At 75.1% G+C, this 14,260-nt stretch carries 12 protein-coding genes and 1 pseudogene; 6 read left to right on the top strand and 7 right to left on the bottom strand.

Features of this window, described 5'->3' with window-relative positions:
• Nucleotides 1-6: 6 nt before the first annotated feature.
• Both AB0389_RS19785 and AB0389_RS19780 read right to left on the bottom strand, forming a co-directional pair.
• Complete coding sequence (locus AB0389_RS19785) at nucleotides 7-2,244, bottom strand: FUSC family protein (protein ID WP_366396719.1); 2,238 nt, start codon at nucleotides 2,242-2,244, stop codon at nucleotides 7-9.
• 829 nt (nucleotides 2,245-3,073) lie between these two features.
• On the bottom strand, nucleotides 3,074-4,288 hold the full coding sequence (locus AB0389_RS19780; RefSeq protein WP_366396718.1) for a DUF2786 domain-containing protein: 1,215 nt from the start codon (nucleotides 4,286-4,288) through the stop codon (nucleotides 3,074-3,076).
• A gap of 144 nt (nucleotides 4,289-4,432) precedes the next feature.
• Here AB0389_RS19780 and AB0389_RS19775 point away from each other — a divergent pair, with 144 nt between their 5' ends.
• Nucleotides 4,433-4,993 carry a sugar O-acetyltransferase gene (locus AB0389_RS19775; RefSeq protein WP_366396717.1) on the top strand — a complete coding sequence of 187 codons (561 nt, stop codon included), beginning with the start codon at nucleotides 4,433-4,435 and terminating at the stop codon, nucleotides 4,991-4,993.
• Nucleotides 4,994-5,061: 68 nt separating this feature from the next.
• On the opposite strand, the gene AB0389_RS19770 is transcribed toward AB0389_RS19775, so the two are convergent.
• Together AB0389_RS19770 and AB0389_RS19765 are read right to left on the bottom strand one after the other, a co-directional pair.
• Complete coding sequence (locus tag AB0389_RS19770; protein ID WP_366396716.1) at nucleotides 5,062-5,553, bottom strand: ATP-binding protein; 492 nt, start codon at nucleotides 5,551-5,553, stop codon at nucleotides 5,062-5,064.
• Between the two features lie 162 nt (nucleotides 5,554-5,715).
• On the bottom strand, nucleotides 5,716-6,630 hold the full coding sequence (locus tag AB0389_RS19765) for an NADP-dependent oxidoreductase (RefSeq protein WP_366396715.1): 915 nt from the start codon (nucleotides 6,628-6,630) through the stop codon (nucleotides 5,716-5,718).
• A 193-nt stretch (nucleotides 6,631-6,823) separates the two neighbouring features.
• Between AB0389_RS19765 and AB0389_RS19760 the strand changes: the two genes are divergently transcribed.
• The gene (locus AB0389_RS19760; protein ID WP_366396714.1) at nucleotides 6,824-8,494 is read left to right on the top strand and encodes a bifunctional 3'-5' exonuclease/DNA polymerase; all 1,671 of its coding nucleotides are present in this window, start codon (nucleotides 6,824-6,826) and stop codon (nucleotides 8,492-8,494) included.
• A gap of 58 nt (nucleotides 8,495-8,552) precedes the next feature.
• On the opposite strand, the gene AB0389_RS19755 is transcribed toward AB0389_RS19760, so the two are convergent.
• Both AB0389_RS19755 and AB0389_RS19750 read right to left on the bottom strand, forming a co-directional pair.
• Nucleotides 8,553-9,818 (bottom strand): hypothetical protein, encoded by a 1,266-nt coding sequence (locus AB0389_RS19755; RefSeq protein WP_366396713.1) that lies wholly within the window; start codon nucleotides 9,816-9,818, stop codon nucleotides 8,553-8,555.
• A gap of 112 nt (nucleotides 9,819-9,930) precedes the next feature.
• Nucleotides 9,931-10,482, bottom strand: coding sequence for a SigE family RNA polymerase sigma factor (locus AB0389_RS19750; RefSeq protein ID WP_366396712.1), 552 nt, complete (start codon nucleotides 10,480-10,482; stop codon nucleotides 9,931-9,933).
• A 195-nt stretch (nucleotides 10,483-10,677) separates the two neighbouring features.
• Here AB0389_RS19750 and AB0389_RS19745 point away from each other — a divergent pair, with 195 nt between their 5' ends.
• The 4 genes and pseudogenes from AB0389_RS19745 to AB0389_RS19730 all read left to right on the top strand — a co-directional run.
• Nucleotides 10,678-10,938, top strand: a complete 261-nt coding sequence (locus AB0389_RS19745; protein WP_366396711.1) for a hypothetical protein — start codon at nucleotides 10,678-10,680, stop codon at nucleotides 10,936-10,938.
• A gap of 32 nt (nucleotides 10,939-10,970) precedes the next feature.
• Nucleotides 10,971-11,747 carry an NAD(P)H-dependent oxidoreductase gene (locus AB0389_RS19740; protein ID WP_366396710.1) on the top strand — a complete coding sequence of 259 codons (777 nt, stop codon included), beginning with the start codon at nucleotides 10,971-10,973 and terminating at the stop codon, nucleotides 11,745-11,747.
• Nucleotides 11,740-12,231, top strand: coding sequence for a VOC family protein (locus AB0389_RS19735; protein WP_366396709.1), 492 nt, complete (start codon nucleotides 11,740-11,742; stop codon nucleotides 12,229-12,231). Before AB0389_RS19740 ends, AB0389_RS19735 begins: the two co-directional genes overlap by 8 nt.
• Before the next feature lie 214 nt (nucleotides 12,232-12,445).
• Nucleotides 12,446-13,378 (top strand): annotated as a pseudogene (locus AB0389_RS19730) (isocitrate/isopropylmalate family dehydrogenase); the annotation flags it as partial.
• Here the strand turns inward: AB0389_RS19730 and AB0389_RS19725 are convergent.
• The gene (locus AB0389_RS19725) at nucleotides 13,375-14,247 is read right to left on the bottom strand and encodes a LysR family transcriptional regulator (RefSeq protein WP_366396708.1); all 873 of its coding nucleotides are present in this window, start codon (nucleotides 14,245-14,247) and stop codon (nucleotides 13,375-13,377) included. The pseudogene AB0389_RS19730 and the gene AB0389_RS19725 overlap by 4 nt on opposite strands.
• Nucleotides 14,248-14,260: the final 13 nt, after the last annotated feature.

Here is a 14,260-nt window from a genome sequence, read left to right as displayed (position 1 = left end):
GGCCCGTCAGCGGCGGTCCGGCCCTCGTTCCGCTTCCGCTTCCGCTTCCGGTTGTGGTTCTGATTCCGGTTCCGGTTCCGGTTCCAGCGCGCGCGACAGCTGCTCCAGCGCGTCGAGCAGCAGGCCGGCGCCGCTCCGTACCAGCGTCGGATGCGGTGAACTCGCGGACGGGGCGGGGTCGTCCCAGCGGTCCAGCGCGTCCCGTACCGCGTCCCAGCGCGGGACGCGGCCGTCCCGTACCGCCTTCGCCCCGCGCTCCGTGGCGTGCCGCAGCGCCTCGGCCAGCCCGGCCGCCGCCGGTACGGGCGCGGCGCCGCGCTCGGGGAGGTGCGCCTCCAGCAGCATCGCGACGCGGGCGAGCTGGGCGAGCGCGTCGTCCGCGGCGTCGGCGGCCTCGGGCGACAGCCCCCGGTGCCGTACCGGTTCGTGCGTGGCGCGCGCCTCGGCCGCGTGCCAGGCGATACGGGCCTCGCGGCTCGCCAGCAGGGTCTCGCGTACGTCGGGGCCCGCCCGGCCTGCGGAGGGCCCGGTGGGTCGGGCGTAGTGCGCGACGACCGCCGCGGCGTAACGCCCGTCCGTGACCAGCCAGTCGGCGAGGCGGGCGCGCAGCCGCGGGGTCTCCCAGGCCGGGTAGACGGCGTACGCGGCCATGGCGAGCAGCCCGCCGAGGAGGGTGAGCAGCACCCGGTCCCTCACGGTCTGGGTCACGCCCTCGCCCGCCGTGTCGAGCAGGAACACCACGTACGCCGAGACGAAGACCTGGCTGATGGCGTAACCGGTGCGCAGCAGCAGGTACATCAGCCCCGCGCTGAGCACGGCGAGGGCGACGGAGACGGCGGAGCCCGGGTGGGTGGCGTGCACGATGCCGGTGGCCAGGACGACGCCGACGAGGGTGCCGCCGAAGCGCGCCACGGAGCGCCCGTAGGTCTGGGAGAAGTCGGGGCGCATCACCATGACGACCGTCATCGGCGCCCAGTAGCCGTGGCCGAGGGGCAGCGCGGCGCCCAGGACATAGCCGACGGAGGTGACGGCGCAGACCCGTACGGCGTGGCGCAGGATCGGTGACTCGTGGTGCAGCTCGGCGCGTGCGGAGCGCAGGGCTAGCGGCAGGAGCCGCCAGAGGCCGGGGCGGGCGCGGTGGGCGACGGCGGGCGCGGTGGCCGCGGTGGCCGCGTGCTCTCGGCTCTCGCGGGCGGCCGGGTGGTCGCGGGCGGCCGGGTGCTCGCGGGCGGGCGAGTGCTCGCGGGCGGCAGGGTGTTCCGCCGCGTCGACGACCGCGTCGAGCAGCGGGGCGAGCCGGTTCGCCGCGCGGCGGGCCGGGCCGGTGAGAACGGTCTCCGTGTCGGGGGTCCGGAGCGCGGCGATCGCGGCCGGGGCGAGATGGACGGGCGCGCCGCCCCTGACGGCCCGGGCGGTGGAGTCGAGTACGGAACCGGCGGCGGCGAGGAGCTCCCGTACCCGGTCGCGTTCGGGCCCCTCGGCGGCGGCCCCGAACGCCGGATCGGCGAGCGAGGCGAGTACGGGCCTGATCCGCTCGGCGAGCCCGCGCGCGCCGTGCAGTTCGGCGGGGCGGCGGCGGGCCTCCCGCGGGGTGACGGCGGCGGCGCTGCGGGCCGCCATCAGCGGCTCGGGGTCGAACGGCGCGGTCGGGTCGTGGCGCAGCCGCCGGGCGTAGTCGCCCATGGCGGCGAGGGCGTCGGCGAGCGCGTCGCGCTGGAGGCCCCAGGGCCGTACGGGGAACAGCACGATCATCGCGGCCTGGACGAGACCGCCCGCCGCGATCACGGCGGCGTGGCCGGCGGCGGCCATGACGGAGGTGGGCAGCGTGACGGTCACCAGCATGATCGCGACGTTCGACGACGCGATCACGCCGACGGCGGGACCGGCGGTCCAGGCGAGCCCGGAGAGAAACGTCCAGACCGCAAGGAGCAGCAGGAACAGCCCGGAGTGCGCGCCGGTGAGATAGCCGAGGAACGTACTGACGGCCAGGCTGGCCCCCGAGGCGAGCGCGAGCACGGGCCGGGGCCGCCAGCTCCGCTGGAGCGTGGCGATCCCCGCCTGGAACGCGCCGAACGCCCCGCTGACCGCGACGGCGGGCCCGAACAGCGCGAACGCCACCCCCACCACCACCGCCAGCCCGGCGGCCCCCCGCACCGCGACCCACGGCTCAAGCCGCCGCCGCTCGACCTTGAGCCCAGAACGCGCGGTCTCCTTCAACGCCCGGAGCCAGCCAGCAGAGCTCATGGGGTGAGCGTAGCGAGACAAACGGGACGGAACGCCGAGACCTGCCCGGTGCGGGTGGGCGGCGCGGCGCGGCGCGGGCGCGGCGCCGCGGAAGCCGACGGGCGCGGCGTTGGCCGCGGCGCGGAGGCCGGGCGAGCGCGGGCCGCAGGCGCGGCGCGGGGCGCGACCGCACCGTGGCCGAGAGGCACGTGCCAACGCGGCGCGGACACAAGAGGCGCGCAGGCGCGGCGCAGGGCGCAGGCGCGCACCGGCCGCCTCGCGGCTCGTGGCCGAGAGGCACGTGCCAACGCGGCGTGGGCACAGGCGGCGCGTTGGCGCGGCGTGCTGCGGGGCGCGGAGCGCGAGCGCGCCCCGGCCGCCGCGCGGAGCCGCGCGGCTCGCGGCCCTGACGCACGCGCCAACACGGCGCGGCGTGGTGCGGGGGCCGCACCCGGTCAGTTCGGCGGGGCGCCGTGCGGGCCCACGCGGGGCAACCGACGCGGAGCGCGGTCGGCGGCACGGGCCGACGGGCACGGCGCAGAGACCGCGCGCACGCCTGCGGCGCCGACAGGCGCGGCTCGCGACCGCACCGGGCGGGGACGTTGGCCCGATATGACGGCCGCCGGCGCGGCGCGGCAGTGCAGGCGCGCCCGCATCGGCAGCCGGAGCACAGGTCGACGGGCACGGCGCCGCGACCGCGCGCGGGCCTGCGGCACCGACGGGCGCGGCTCGCGACCACGCCCGGCCGGGCCGCAGGCACTGCGGGCCAAGCACCGTGGACACGACACGACACGGCGCCCGTCCGGCGCGGCGCGACCGTACCGGGCCGTGCGGCGTGCGGCGTGCGCCGTCAGGGGCGTGGGCGGAGGCGGCCTCGGGTCGGCTTGCCCGTCGTGTTGTCCGGGGTTACCCGGGCCGCGTCCGCCGCCGAGGTGCCGTGGGTCCAGCCGTCGAGGTCGGTGGCCGCGCGGACGCGGGTGGCGACGGTCTTCGGGAACATCCGGTCCGTACGGCCGGCCACGGCCGTTTCGCGGGCGGCCAGTACGGGCAGCAGGCCGGGGTGGTCCGCGGTCGCGTCGTGCGACTGCTCGCGCGTGGCCAGCGCCAGCCGTTCGCCCAGGCGGTGGGCGTAGGCCAGCAGGAACGACTGGCGGAAGGTCTTGGTCCGCCGGCGCCCGGCCGCGCGCTGCTCCGCCTCCGCACGGGTCATCGCGGACATGCCCTGGACCAGCAGCGACGTGAACAGCAGCTCCGTACCCGCCAGGTCGGGACCGAAGCCGACGACCACCGAGAAGCCGTACGCGTCGTGCCACACCGCGCGGCAGCGGTTCGCCGAGGCGACGGCGTCGAGCAGGATCGCCTTGGCCGTCTCGTACGGCGCGTCCACGCCGATCCGGCACGCGCCGGGCACATCGCCCCGCTGGGTACGGTCGGCGAGCACCGCCTCGTCGATGCTGTGCCGCGCCATCAGCTCCTGCGCCTTCGCGGTGAGCGCCTCCGCCTCCGGCGGGTAGGCCGTCGCCTCCGCCTTCGCCAGCAGCGCCCGGATCCGGGTGAGCATGCGCGGCTCGCCGTCCTCGGGGAGCGGCAGCAGCTCCGTGCCGGGGACGGGGCCGACCGGTTCGATCGCGGGCAGCCGGGCGAGCAGCAGGTACAGCTCCAGCACGGCGGTCGCGTACGAGAAGCGGTCGGCCCGGTACGGCTTCCCCCCGGCGCCCCCGCCCGCACCCCCACCCGCGCCGCCGCCTGCGACCGGGTCCGCGACCGCGTCCGCCAGCTCCGCCAGCTGCGCCGACCACCGCGGCGGCAGCCGCTCGTACCGCCGCGTCTCCCCGGCTATCAGCCCCGCCAGCAGCCGTACGTGCGGATCGCGCAGGTCCCGGCGGACGAGCCGGACCACATCGGCGGGCTGCCAGCCGCGCTCCCAGGCCAGCCGCACGAACCGCTCGCCGTGCCGCCGCAGTTCGTCGTCGGCGGACGGGTCGGCGGCGAGGAGGGAGGCGCCGGTGTCGGTGGACTCGCCGGCGAGCACGGAGGCGAGCGCCCGCTCCACGGTGCCGCTCATGCGGCAGCCTGCCCACGTACACGTACACGTTCGCGCTTCATGTCTCCGATGATCTCAGGTGCGGGCCGACCCCCATCCACTTGTCCACAGGCTGTGGATTACCGTGGCCGTTCGCGACGACCCGAACCGTGACGAGGGGGCCCCATGGGCGAGAACAAGCAGCGGATGCTGGCCGGCGAGTGGTACCTCCCGGACGACGAGGAACTCACCGCGGACTCCGAGCGCCGCTTCGCGCTCTGCGCCGCGTACAACGCGAACGGCGGCGCCGCGCGCGCCGACCGGGCCGCGATCCTCGCGGAGCTGCTGGGTTCGGTGGACGAGAGCGTCAGCATCCGGCCGCCGTTCCAGTGCGACTACGGCACCTACATCAGCATCGGCGCCCGTACGTTCGTCAACTTCAACGCGGTCTTCCTCGACGCCGCGCCGATCACCATCGGCTCCGACGTCCAGATCGGGCCGAACGTCCAGCTCCTCACCCCCACCCACGAACTCGGCACGGAGCGCCGCCGCGCGGGGTGGGAGCGGGCCTCGCCGGTGACGATCGGCGACAACGTCTGGCTGGGCGGCGGCGTGATCGTCTGCCCGGGCGTCACCATCGGCGCGAACACGGTGGTCGGCGCGGGGTCGGTGGTGACGAAGGACCTGCCGCCGGGTGTCCTGGCGGTGGGAAACCCGGCGCGGGTGATTCGGCGGCTGGAGGGTTGACGGTCGCCCTCCAGCCGCGGGCAGCCGGCAGCCGGCGGGTTGACGGCGATCCGTTTGACGGCGATCCGTCAGACGTCGGACCGGCAGGGCACGAACTCGCACCACACCACCTTCCCCCGGCGCCGCCCCGCGTGATCGCCCCAGTCCGCGGCCAGGGCCGTGACCAGCAGCAGGCCACGCCCCTCCTCCGCCTCGGCGGCGGTCTCCGCGTCGACCGCCTCGATGCCCGTGGGCCACCTCGGCGGCGTACGGGAGGGGTCGGCGACCTCGACCCGCAGCCGGTCACCCGCCCGCAGGAGGGTGAGGGAGACCGGGCCGCGGATACAGCCGCAGAGGCAGACCCCGTGCCGCACCGCGTTGGTGACGAGTTCGCTGACGGCCAGTTCGACGGCCGCCGCCAGCTCGCCGTCCACGCGGCGGAGCGCGAGGACCTCGCGGGTGTGGTGGCGGGCCCTGGGGGCAGCCTCCGGCCGGTGCGGCAGCGGGATCCTGGTGAGGGGCAGCCAGGACCCCCGACCGGGGTCGTAGACGTCGTGCGCAAGTCCACTGTCAGTGAGCATCGTTACTCTCGGACATCAATAGGTCACCGAAAGCAACCCATGGTGCCCGAGAGGAGCGTCGTCATGCCACATCCCCGGTCCCGGGCCCTGTCGGATCGGCCGGATCCGAGCGATCCGCCACGCCGGGCGGCCGGTCGCGCGGTCCGCGCCGAATCCGCCGATTCAGGGCGTGATCACCAGTTTTCCGTTTCCGTGTCCCTCCTCGCTCGTCTCCTGGGCCGCCGCCGCCTCCGCGAGCGGGAACGTCCGTGCGATCTGTACCCGGAGCGTTCCGGCCGCCGCCAGCCGGGCGTTCTCGGCGAGATCCGCGCGCATCTTCTCCGGCGGCGTACCGCCCGAGGAGAACGTCACACCCAGCTCCTGGGCGGCCATGTCGGCGATGGTGACGATGCGGTCCGTGGTGCCGCCGCGCAGCTCGATCGAGTCGGGCAGCGCGCCCTTGCCCGCCGCGTCGAAGACGGCGTCCACGCCCTGGGGCGCGACGGCCCGCACCCGCGCGACGAGCCCGTCGCCGTACGCCACCGGGACGGCGCCGAGGGAGCGCACGTACTCGTGGTTGCCGGGCGACGCCGTGCCGATCACGGTCGCGCCGCGCGCCACCGCGAGCTGGGCGGCCATCGCGCCGACGGCACCCGCGGCGCCGTGCAGCAGCAGGGTCTCGCCGTCCCGGACGCCGAGGGCGTCGAGCACCCGTACGGCGGTCTCCCCGGCGACCGGCAGCGCCGCGGCCTCGGCCCAGCCAAGACCGGCCGGCTTGGCGGTGACGTTCTTGGCGAGGGCGTACTGCGCGTAGGAGCCGGTGGCGGACCAACCGAGCACCTCGTCCCCGACGGTGAGGTCGGTGACGCCCTCACCGACCTCGTCCACGACCCCGGCGAACTCGGAGCCCGGCACGGCGGGCAGCGGGGTCGGGAAGGCCTGCTCCATCCACCCCCGGCGGATCTTCCAGTCGATCGGGTTGACGCCCGCCGCCCGCACGGCCACCCGGACCTGGCCGGGCCCCGGGTGCGGCTCGGCGGTCTCCTCGGGCCGCAGGACCTCGGGTCCGCCGAACTTGTCGAAAACGATCGCGCGCATAGCAGCCTCCATGGCTGTCCGTCGGTGCGTTTCGTGGTGCGCCGGGCGTACACGCTCCCGGCTCCGGAGCCGATCTTCCCGGTGGCCGGCCCCGCCCGCCTCCCGGACAACTCCACCTGTCCGAAAGATCTTCCCGCCGGCCGGCGGCCCGCGTCGGCGGTCACTGTCGGACCCCGCTGCGAGACTCGGGTACATGACCGAACGATGGGCGGTGGCCCCGGTGGAGGGAGACGGGGCGCTGCTGGCTCCGCTGGGCGCGGACGGGGCGCCGACCGGGCCCGTGGTGCGGGCGGGCGATCTCGTCGCGGCGGTCCGGGAGCGGGCGCCGGAGGTCGGGCGGTGGGTGTGGCGGTCGACGTCGGAGGTGTATCCGAGGCTGCTGGCGGCGGGGGTGCGGATCGAGCGGTGTTACGACATCGAGGCGAGCGAGCTGCTGCTGCTCGGCCACGAGGGACGCCTCGGGGAGCCGCGCTCGGCCGCCGCGGCCTGGGCCCGCCTGCGGAACGCGCCGGTGCCGCCCGACCCGCCGCCGAGGGTGGCGGTGCCCGGCTCGCAGTCCTCGCTCTTCGAGCCGCACGCGGGGGCGGGACTGCCGTTCGAGGCGCTGCTGGAGGTGTACGCGGAGCAGGAGCGCCGCCACGACGCCGCCGAACACCCCGGCCGGATGCGGCTGCTCACCGCGTCCGAGTCGGCGGGGATGCTGGTGGCCGCCGAGATGCACAGGGCGGGGCTGCCGTGGCGGGCGGACATCCACCGGGAGGTGCTGCGCGAGCTGCTCGGCGAGCGGTACGCGGGCGGGGGCGAGCCGCGCCGGCTGGCCGAGCTTGCGGACGAGGTGTCGGCGGCGTTCGGGCGCCGGGTGCGGCCGGATCTGCCGGCGGACGTGATCAAGGCGTTCGCCGGGGCCGGCATCAAGGTGAGGTCGACGCGGCGCTGGGAGCTGGCGGAGATCGACCACCCGGCGGTGGAACCGCTGATCGCGTACAAGAAGCTGTACCGGATCTGGACGGCGAACGGCTGGAGCTGGCTCCAGGACTGGGTGCGGGCGGGCCGCTTCCGCCCCGAGTATCTGCCGGGCGGTACGGTCTCCGGCCGCTGGACGACCAACGGCGGCGGGGCCCTCCAGATCCCCCGGGTGATCCGGCGCGCGGTCGTCGCCGACGAGGGCTGGCGGCTGGTGGTGGCCGACGCCGACCAGCTGGAGCCGCGCGTGCTGGCCGCGATCTCCCGCGACCCCGGGCTGATGGAGGTCGCGGGGCACGAGGGCGATCTGTACACGGCGCTCTCCGACCGCGCCTTCTCCGGCGACCGCGACCACGCGAAGCTCGCGCTCCTCGGCGCGATCTACGGACAGACGTCCGGCGACGGCCTGAAGAACCTGGCGGCGCTGCGCCGGAGGTTCCCTTCGGCCATCGCGTACGTGGACGACGCTGCGCGGGCGGGCGAGGAGGGCAGGCTCGTACGGACCTGGCTGGGCCGTACGAGCCCGCGCGCGGCGGGCGCGGAGGACGCCGACGAGGCGGGCATCCCCCAGGAGCCGGGGGCCGGACCGGGCGCGGGGCCCGAGTCGGGCGACCGGGCCCGCGGCCGGTTCACCCGTAACTTCGTCGTCCAGGGCAGCGCGGCCGACTGGGCGCTGCTGATGCTGGCCGCGCTGCGGCGCGCCACCGCCGGGCTCCGGGCCGAGCTGGTCTTCTTCCAGCACGACGAGGTGATCGTGCACTGCCCGGCGGAGGAGGCCGAGGAGGTGGCGCGGGCGATCGCGGCGGCCGGGGAGCTGGCCGGCCGGATCGCCTTCGGGGAGACGCCGGTGCGGTTCCCGTTCACGACGGCGACGGTGGAGCGGTACTCCGACGCGAAGTGAGTACGGCGGGCGAGGCCCGGCCCCGCGCCGCCCTCCCCTGCCGCCCTACGCCGCCGTCCTACCCCGCCGTCCACTTGTCGCTGGTCGCGATCGCGGCGAGCTGCTTCATGGTGAGCGCGGGCTCGGCGCGGCTGGGCGCGCTCTGCTGGTCACCGGAGTTGAAGGCGGAGACGACGACCCGGAGCCCGTCGGTCCTGAGCGTGTCCACGGTCCACATCACCGCGCCCGCCACGTCCTTGTCGCCGCCCGAAACCTCCTCACGGAGCAGCGTTCCGTCCGGCAGCGTGGTGGGATCGCCGCCGAAGAGCGCGCCCCGCAGATGCTCGCTCCGGGGCTGCACATTGATCTGGACGAGGCTGCGGCCCCTGCCGTCGTCGACCACGAGATACCCGTACTCGCCCCCGCCGTCCTGGCCGTCCTGTCCGACCACCTTCAGCCCGGCGGGCAGCAGTGAGCGCATGACCTTGGCCACGTCCACCGTGCTCTCCGGAACGTCGGGACCGGGGTCGGAACCGTCGCCGCCCGGCGACGGCGCGGGCAGGGTGTCCAGATGCCCGCGCCACGCGTCCGACGTGACCAGCGCCCGCAGCCGCGCCGGATCCAGCGGCGGTTCGGCGCGGGACACGGCGGCGCCCTTCTCGGCCGGGGCGTTGTACTCGTTCGCCTCGATCACGTGGCCGTCCGCCGTCCGCAGCACGGCCCGCCACACCTTGGTCTTCTCGCGCAGGTCCGCGTACACGTTCCCCTGGAAGATCATGAGCCGGCCGCCGTCGGACAGCTCCGTGCTGGTGCAGGCGGCGTTCGGCACGTGGAGCCGGTCGGGGCAGCCCGCCGGGTCTTCCGTACGGAAGGAGCCGGACGTGCCGAGCGCGACGGAGACTTCAGCGGCGCCGTCCCCGTCGTCGAAGACACCCCGCACGTTCAGTCCCTGGCTCTCGCTCACCTCGATCCCGGTCAGCGTCCCGTCCGGCAGCAGCGTGGCCAGGGTCGCCGCCAGGTCGTCGCCGGCCACCGCCTTCGGTCCTGTGATCAGATCCGCGCCCTCGTCCGCCCCCAACGACACGGTGTGCGTCGTACCGCCCGGCGGTCCGCCGCCGTATCCGCCGGCCAGCCCCGCGGCGGCCAGGGCGAACACACCCCCCGCCGCGACGGCCGTACGCCGTCGGGCGCGTCGGCGGCGACCGCGCGCGACTCCGGCGTCGACCAGCGCGGAACGGTCCGCCGGGGCGAAGGTGTCGCCGGCGCGGCGGAGCGCCTTGCCGAGTTCGTGCTCGAACGGGTCGAACCGGTCGGGCGGGTCTTCAAGAGTCTGGTTCGAGGGCATGGTCGACCCCGCTTCCTGCTTGTCTACCGGGAAGAACCGGAAAGAATCGGATGCTGAAGGGGAGGAGAGAGGGAGAGGGAGAGGCAGAGCGAGGAGCACGCCGGGAGGGGCGTCAGCGGTCGGCCAGCTCCACGAATCTGCCGCCCAGTTCCTCGCGCAGCTTCGCGAGCGCCCGCACCGATCGGGTGCGTACGGCGGCGGAGCTGGAGTTCATCGCGTCGGCGGTCTCCTCGACGCTGCGGTCCTCCCAGTACCGCAGCACCACCACCGCGCGGTCCTTGGCCGCGAGCCGGCCGAGCGCGGTGAGGAGCGCGACCCGCAGCGCGGGATCGTCGGCCGCCTCCCCGACGGTGTCGGGGAGCACGCCCAGGGGCCGTTCGGTGGCCGAGCGGCGGCGCTGGTGGGTGAGGAAGGCGCGGACGAGGACGGTCTGCGCGTATCCGGCCGGGTTGTCGATCCGGACGACCCGGCCCCACCGCGCGTACATCCGGCCGAGTGTCTCCTGCACCAGGTCCTCGGCGAGATGGGTGTCGCCGCCGGTCAGCAGGCAGGCGGAGCGGAAGAGGTGGTGCGTACGGCCGGCCGCGAACTCCTTGAAATCATCCTCGCGGGACGATCTCTCCCCCGTCCGGCCCGTACGCACCGACCACCCCGAGCGCCGCATCGTTCCCCCGATCCCCCGTCGGCGCCCGGCTGTTGCCCCCGCCCTTCACCTCATTGACGCGATGACCCGGCGGAAATGTTTCAGAGCCGTGTGAGAAACCGCGGAGCTGTCCGAGATGGACGACCCACGCCTACGCCGCCCCGCCGCGCGGCGCTGATCACCGCTCCGGCCGCGCGCGGCATCCCCGCCCACGGGGTGAGCGGCCTGAACGTCCGGGTGCCCGTACGCGACAAGTCGGCCGCCGTCAACGGGCTGCGCTCGCACGGCTGGTGGGTCGCCGCGGGCGCCCGTTTCCGTATCGCTTCCGCACCCGGCGTACGCATCACGACGGCCACCCCCCCGACCCCGCCCGACGCGGCCCGGCCGGCGGCGGACCTCGCCTCCGTACGGGGGGAGTCGGAGCTACGTACGGCGGATGAGCCACCCCCACGCCCCACCCAATGGCCTAACCATTGACGACCGAGGGGGCGGAGCGGCACACTTTGCGCGTGAACGTGCTGATCGTATTCGCCCACCCGGAACCCCACTCGTTCAACGGCGCGCTGAAGGACAGAGCCGTGCGGGTACTCGAAGAGGCCGGGCACGAGGTGGTGGTGAGCGACCTGTACCGGCTCGGCTGGAAGGCCGCCCTCGACGCCGACGACCTTCCGGGCACCCGGCTCGACCCCGGCTTCCTCGATGTCTCCAAGGAGCAGGAACGCGTCTCGGCGGCCGGGCTCACACCGGCCGACATCCGGGCGGAGCAGGAGAAGGTCACCTGGTCGGACCTGGTCATCTTCCAGTTCCCGATGTGGTGGTTCGGGATGCCGGCCGTCCTCAAGGGATGGGTCGACCGGACCATGGCCCGCGGGTTCGCCTACGGCGCCGGGCGGAAGTACGACACCGGGATGCTCAGGGGCCGCCGCGCGATGGTGTGCGCGACCACCGGCACGGCGTCGAGTCTGTACGAGCCCGACGGCATCGACGGCGACATCAACCACATCCTGTGGCCCGTCCACAACGGGATCTTCCGCTACCTCGGCTTCGACGTCCTGCCGCCGTTCGTCGCCTGGATGCCGGGCCGGGTGTCCCCCGAGGAGCGGGAGGCGTACCTGGAGGCGTACGGCAAGCGCCTGCTGACCCTGGAGGACACCGAGCCCCTGTTCTTCCACCCCGCCGAGGACTACGGCCCCGACGAACGGCTCAGGCCCGGGGTCGCGGCCCGCAGCGGCTTCCAGTGGAACCCGGCGGGCGCGCGGGGCAAGGAGGCGCCGGTCCATGAGTGACACCCCGCTGTTCCAGACGCTGCACCACGTCTGCGTCGTCGTACGCGACATCGAGAAGTCCGTCGCGTACTACGAGTCCAAGGGGGTCGGCCCCTGGCACGACTTCCCGTCCCTGGCAGCCTTCAAGGACGACCTCCAGGTGCCCGACCAGGACGCGTTCCTCGACCTCACGTACAAGTACGCCGACCTCGGCAACGTCCAGCTCCAGCTCTGCCGGCCCGGGAAGGGCCGCAGCCCCCAGCGGGACTTCCTGGAGACGCGCGGCGAGGGGGTCTTCCACCTCGGCTTCACCGTGCCCGCCTGCGACGCCGCCGAGGACCGGGCGGCGGATCTCGGGCTGGACGTCCTGCTGCGCGGGCGGCGGCCGGACGGCAGCGGGTTCACCTACTTCGACACCGCGGGCGACGGCAACGGCGCCGGCGACGACGCGGACTCAGGCGCGGGCGTGGTCCTCCAGATCCGCTCCGCCAACCCGGCCCGGTAGCCCGGCCCGGTAGCCCGGCCCGGTAGCCCGCCCACCTCCTCCCCAACGAGATCCAGACGTACAACGGCCCGCTCCCGCACACCGGGAGCGGGCCGGCCGCGTTGTCGCGTCGCCGTGCCACCGAACCGGCGGGTTTCGACTCCCGTAGCACCCCGGAGGCCCTGTTCCCGTCTCCGCTCCGAAGCGCCGCGCCGGCGCCCGGTCCCCGGAGACCGTCCGGGCCTGCCGCGAGGCCGACGTCGTGCTCTCCGGCGCCGTCGGCGCGCACCCGGGCGTCGCCTCCGACCGGTGCCCCAACCCCGAGGCCGCGCTGATCGAGCTGCGGCACCTCTTCGACCTGCGCGTCAGCATCCGTACGGTGTGGGTGCCCGGCGGCGACGACGTCGTCATCGTCCGCAACATCACCGGCGGCGCCTACGCGGGCCCCGACCAGCGGCAGGAGAGCGACGGCGTCCGTACGGCCGAGGATCTCGTCGCGCTCCGTCCCGACCGGGTGCGCGAGATGTTCGCCATCGCCGCCGGTCACGCGGCCAGGCAGCCGGGCCGGCGCGCGATCAGTGTGGACAAGGCGAGCGTCTTCGCCACCTCCCGGCTGTGGCGCCGGATCGCCCACGAGAGCGCCACCGCCTTCGACGACGTCAACGTCGACCGCGCCGCCTACGAACTGGTCAAGTACCCCGAGCTGCCGGGCGTGATCGTCACCGAGGGCATCTTCGGGGACATCCTCTCCGACATCGTGTGCGCCCGCGCCGGCTCACCCGCCCTGTGCGGCTCGGCGACCGTCAACCCCGACCGCGCCTTCGGCAACGGCGTCACGGCGCTCTTCGAGCCCGCCCACGGCACCGCCCCGCACCGTACGGGCAGCCGCCGCTCCAACCCACCGGCGCCTGGCTGGCGCTGGCCGACCTGCTCGACTGGTGCCCGGACCTGCGGCCCCTCGGCCTCGCCGGCGGGATACGGGCCGCCCTGGAGACCGCGGTCGCCGACGGACCGCCCACCTACGACCTCGCCCCGGCCCGTGCCGCCGGTTCGGCCGGTTCCGCCGGTTCCGCCGGTTCCGCCGGTCTGTCGACCATGGACCAGTTCAACAAGCGCGTCCTGGGGGCCCTCGCATAACGTGGAGCGCGCCTCACCGCCCCGGGGCTAGCCGCCGGCCCGGGGCGTGTTGCCGTAGAGCGCGGTGAGCAGTTCGAGCGCCGCCCCGGTGGCGGGGTGCCGGTCGCTCCGCCACCAGGCCAGGCGTACGGCGACGGGTTCGACGTCGCGCACCGGCCGGTAGACGATGCCGGGCCTGGGGTACTGGTGGGCGGTGGACTCCGCCGTCATGCCGACGCACCGGCCGCTGGAGATCACGGTGAGCCAGTCGTCGACGTCGGACGTCTCCTCGGTCACCGGGCGGGCGTCGGGCGACCACAGCTCCGCGGTCGTGGTGCCGGTGCGCCGGTCGATCAGCAGGGTGCGCCCGCCGAGATCCGCGAGCCGGACCGAGCGGCGCCCGGCCAGGGGGTCGTCGGCGGCCAGGGCGCACATGCGGCGCTCCAGGCCGACGACGGCGGAGTCGAACCGCCGGCCGTCCTCCAGCGGCCGTCGCACGACCGCGAGATCGCAGGCGCCTTCGGCCAGTCCGGCGGTGGCGGAGTTGACGCGGACCAGGCGCAGTTCCGTGCCGGGGTACGCCTCGGCCCAGCGGCGCTGGAAGGCCGGCGTGTGCCGGCCGAGCGCCGACCAGGCGTAGCCGATCCGCAGGCGGGTGTGGCCCGAGGTGGCCTCCCGGACCAGATCGGCCACCTCGCCGAGCACCCGCCGGGCGTGCGCCACCACGCGCAGCCCCGCCGCGGTCGGCGCCGTCTCGCGCGAGGTACGGCGCAGCAGCCGTACGCCCAGGGCGCGTTCGAGCGAGGCCAGGGTCCGTGACACGGCCGCCTGGGAGACGCCGAGCGCGATGGCCGCGTCGGTGAAGCTGCCCTCGTCGACGATCGCGACGAGACACCGCAACTGCCGTAGCTCCACATCCATACCTCAAGCGTAT

The sequence above is a fragment of the Streptomyces sp. NPDC093109 genome, from assembly GCF_040701725.1.
In the GTDB taxonomy this organism is placed as follows: Bacteria; Actinomycetota; Actinomycetes; order Streptomycetales; family Streptomycetaceae; genus Streptomyces.
Note: the sequence above shows the minus strand (reverse complement) of the source record. Positions and strands in the feature narration are given on the sequence as shown.

Excerpts from the sequence above, each read along its gene's own strand:
- AB0389_RS19785 (WP_366396719.1), bottom strand. The coding sequence starts at position 2,244 with ATGAGCTCTGCTGGCTGGCTCCGGGCGTTGAAGGAGACCGCGCGTTCT.
- AB0389_RS19780 (WP_366396718.1), bottom strand. The coding sequence starts at position 4,288 with ATGAGCGGCACCGTGGAGCGGGCGCTCGCCTCCGTGCTCGCCGGCGAG.
- AB0389_RS19775 (WP_366396717.1), top strand. The coding sequence starts at position 4,433 with ATGGGCGAGAACAAGCAGCGGATGCTGGCCGGCGAGTGGTACCTCCCG.
- AB0389_RS19770 (WP_366396716.1), bottom strand. The coding sequence starts at position 5,553 with ATGCTCACTGACAGTGGACTTGCGCACGACGTCTACGACCCCGGTCGG.
- AB0389_RS19765 (WP_366396715.1), bottom strand. The coding sequence starts at position 6,630 with ATGCGCGCGATCGTTTTCGACAAGTTCGGCGGACCCGAGGTCCTGCGG.
- AB0389_RS19760 (WP_366396714.1), top strand. The coding sequence starts at position 6,824 with ATGACCGAACGATGGGCGGTGGCCCCGGTGGAGGGAGACGGGGCGCTG.
- AB0389_RS19755 (WP_366396713.1), bottom strand. The coding sequence starts at position 9,818 with ATGCCCTCGAACCAGACTCTTGAAGACCCGCCCGACCGGTTCGACCCG.
- AB0389_RS19750 (WP_366396712.1), bottom strand. The coding sequence starts at position 10,482 with ATGCGGCGCTCGGGGTGGTCGGTGCGTACGGGCCGGACGGGGGAGAGA.
- AB0389_RS19735 (WP_366396709.1), top strand. The coding sequence starts at position 11,740 with ATGAGTGACACCCCGCTGTTCCAGACGCTGCACCACGTCTGCGTCGTC.
- AB0389_RS19725 (WP_366396708.1), bottom strand. The coding sequence starts at position 14,247 with ATGGATGTGGAGCTACGGCAGTTGCGGTGTCTCGTCGCGATCGTCGAC.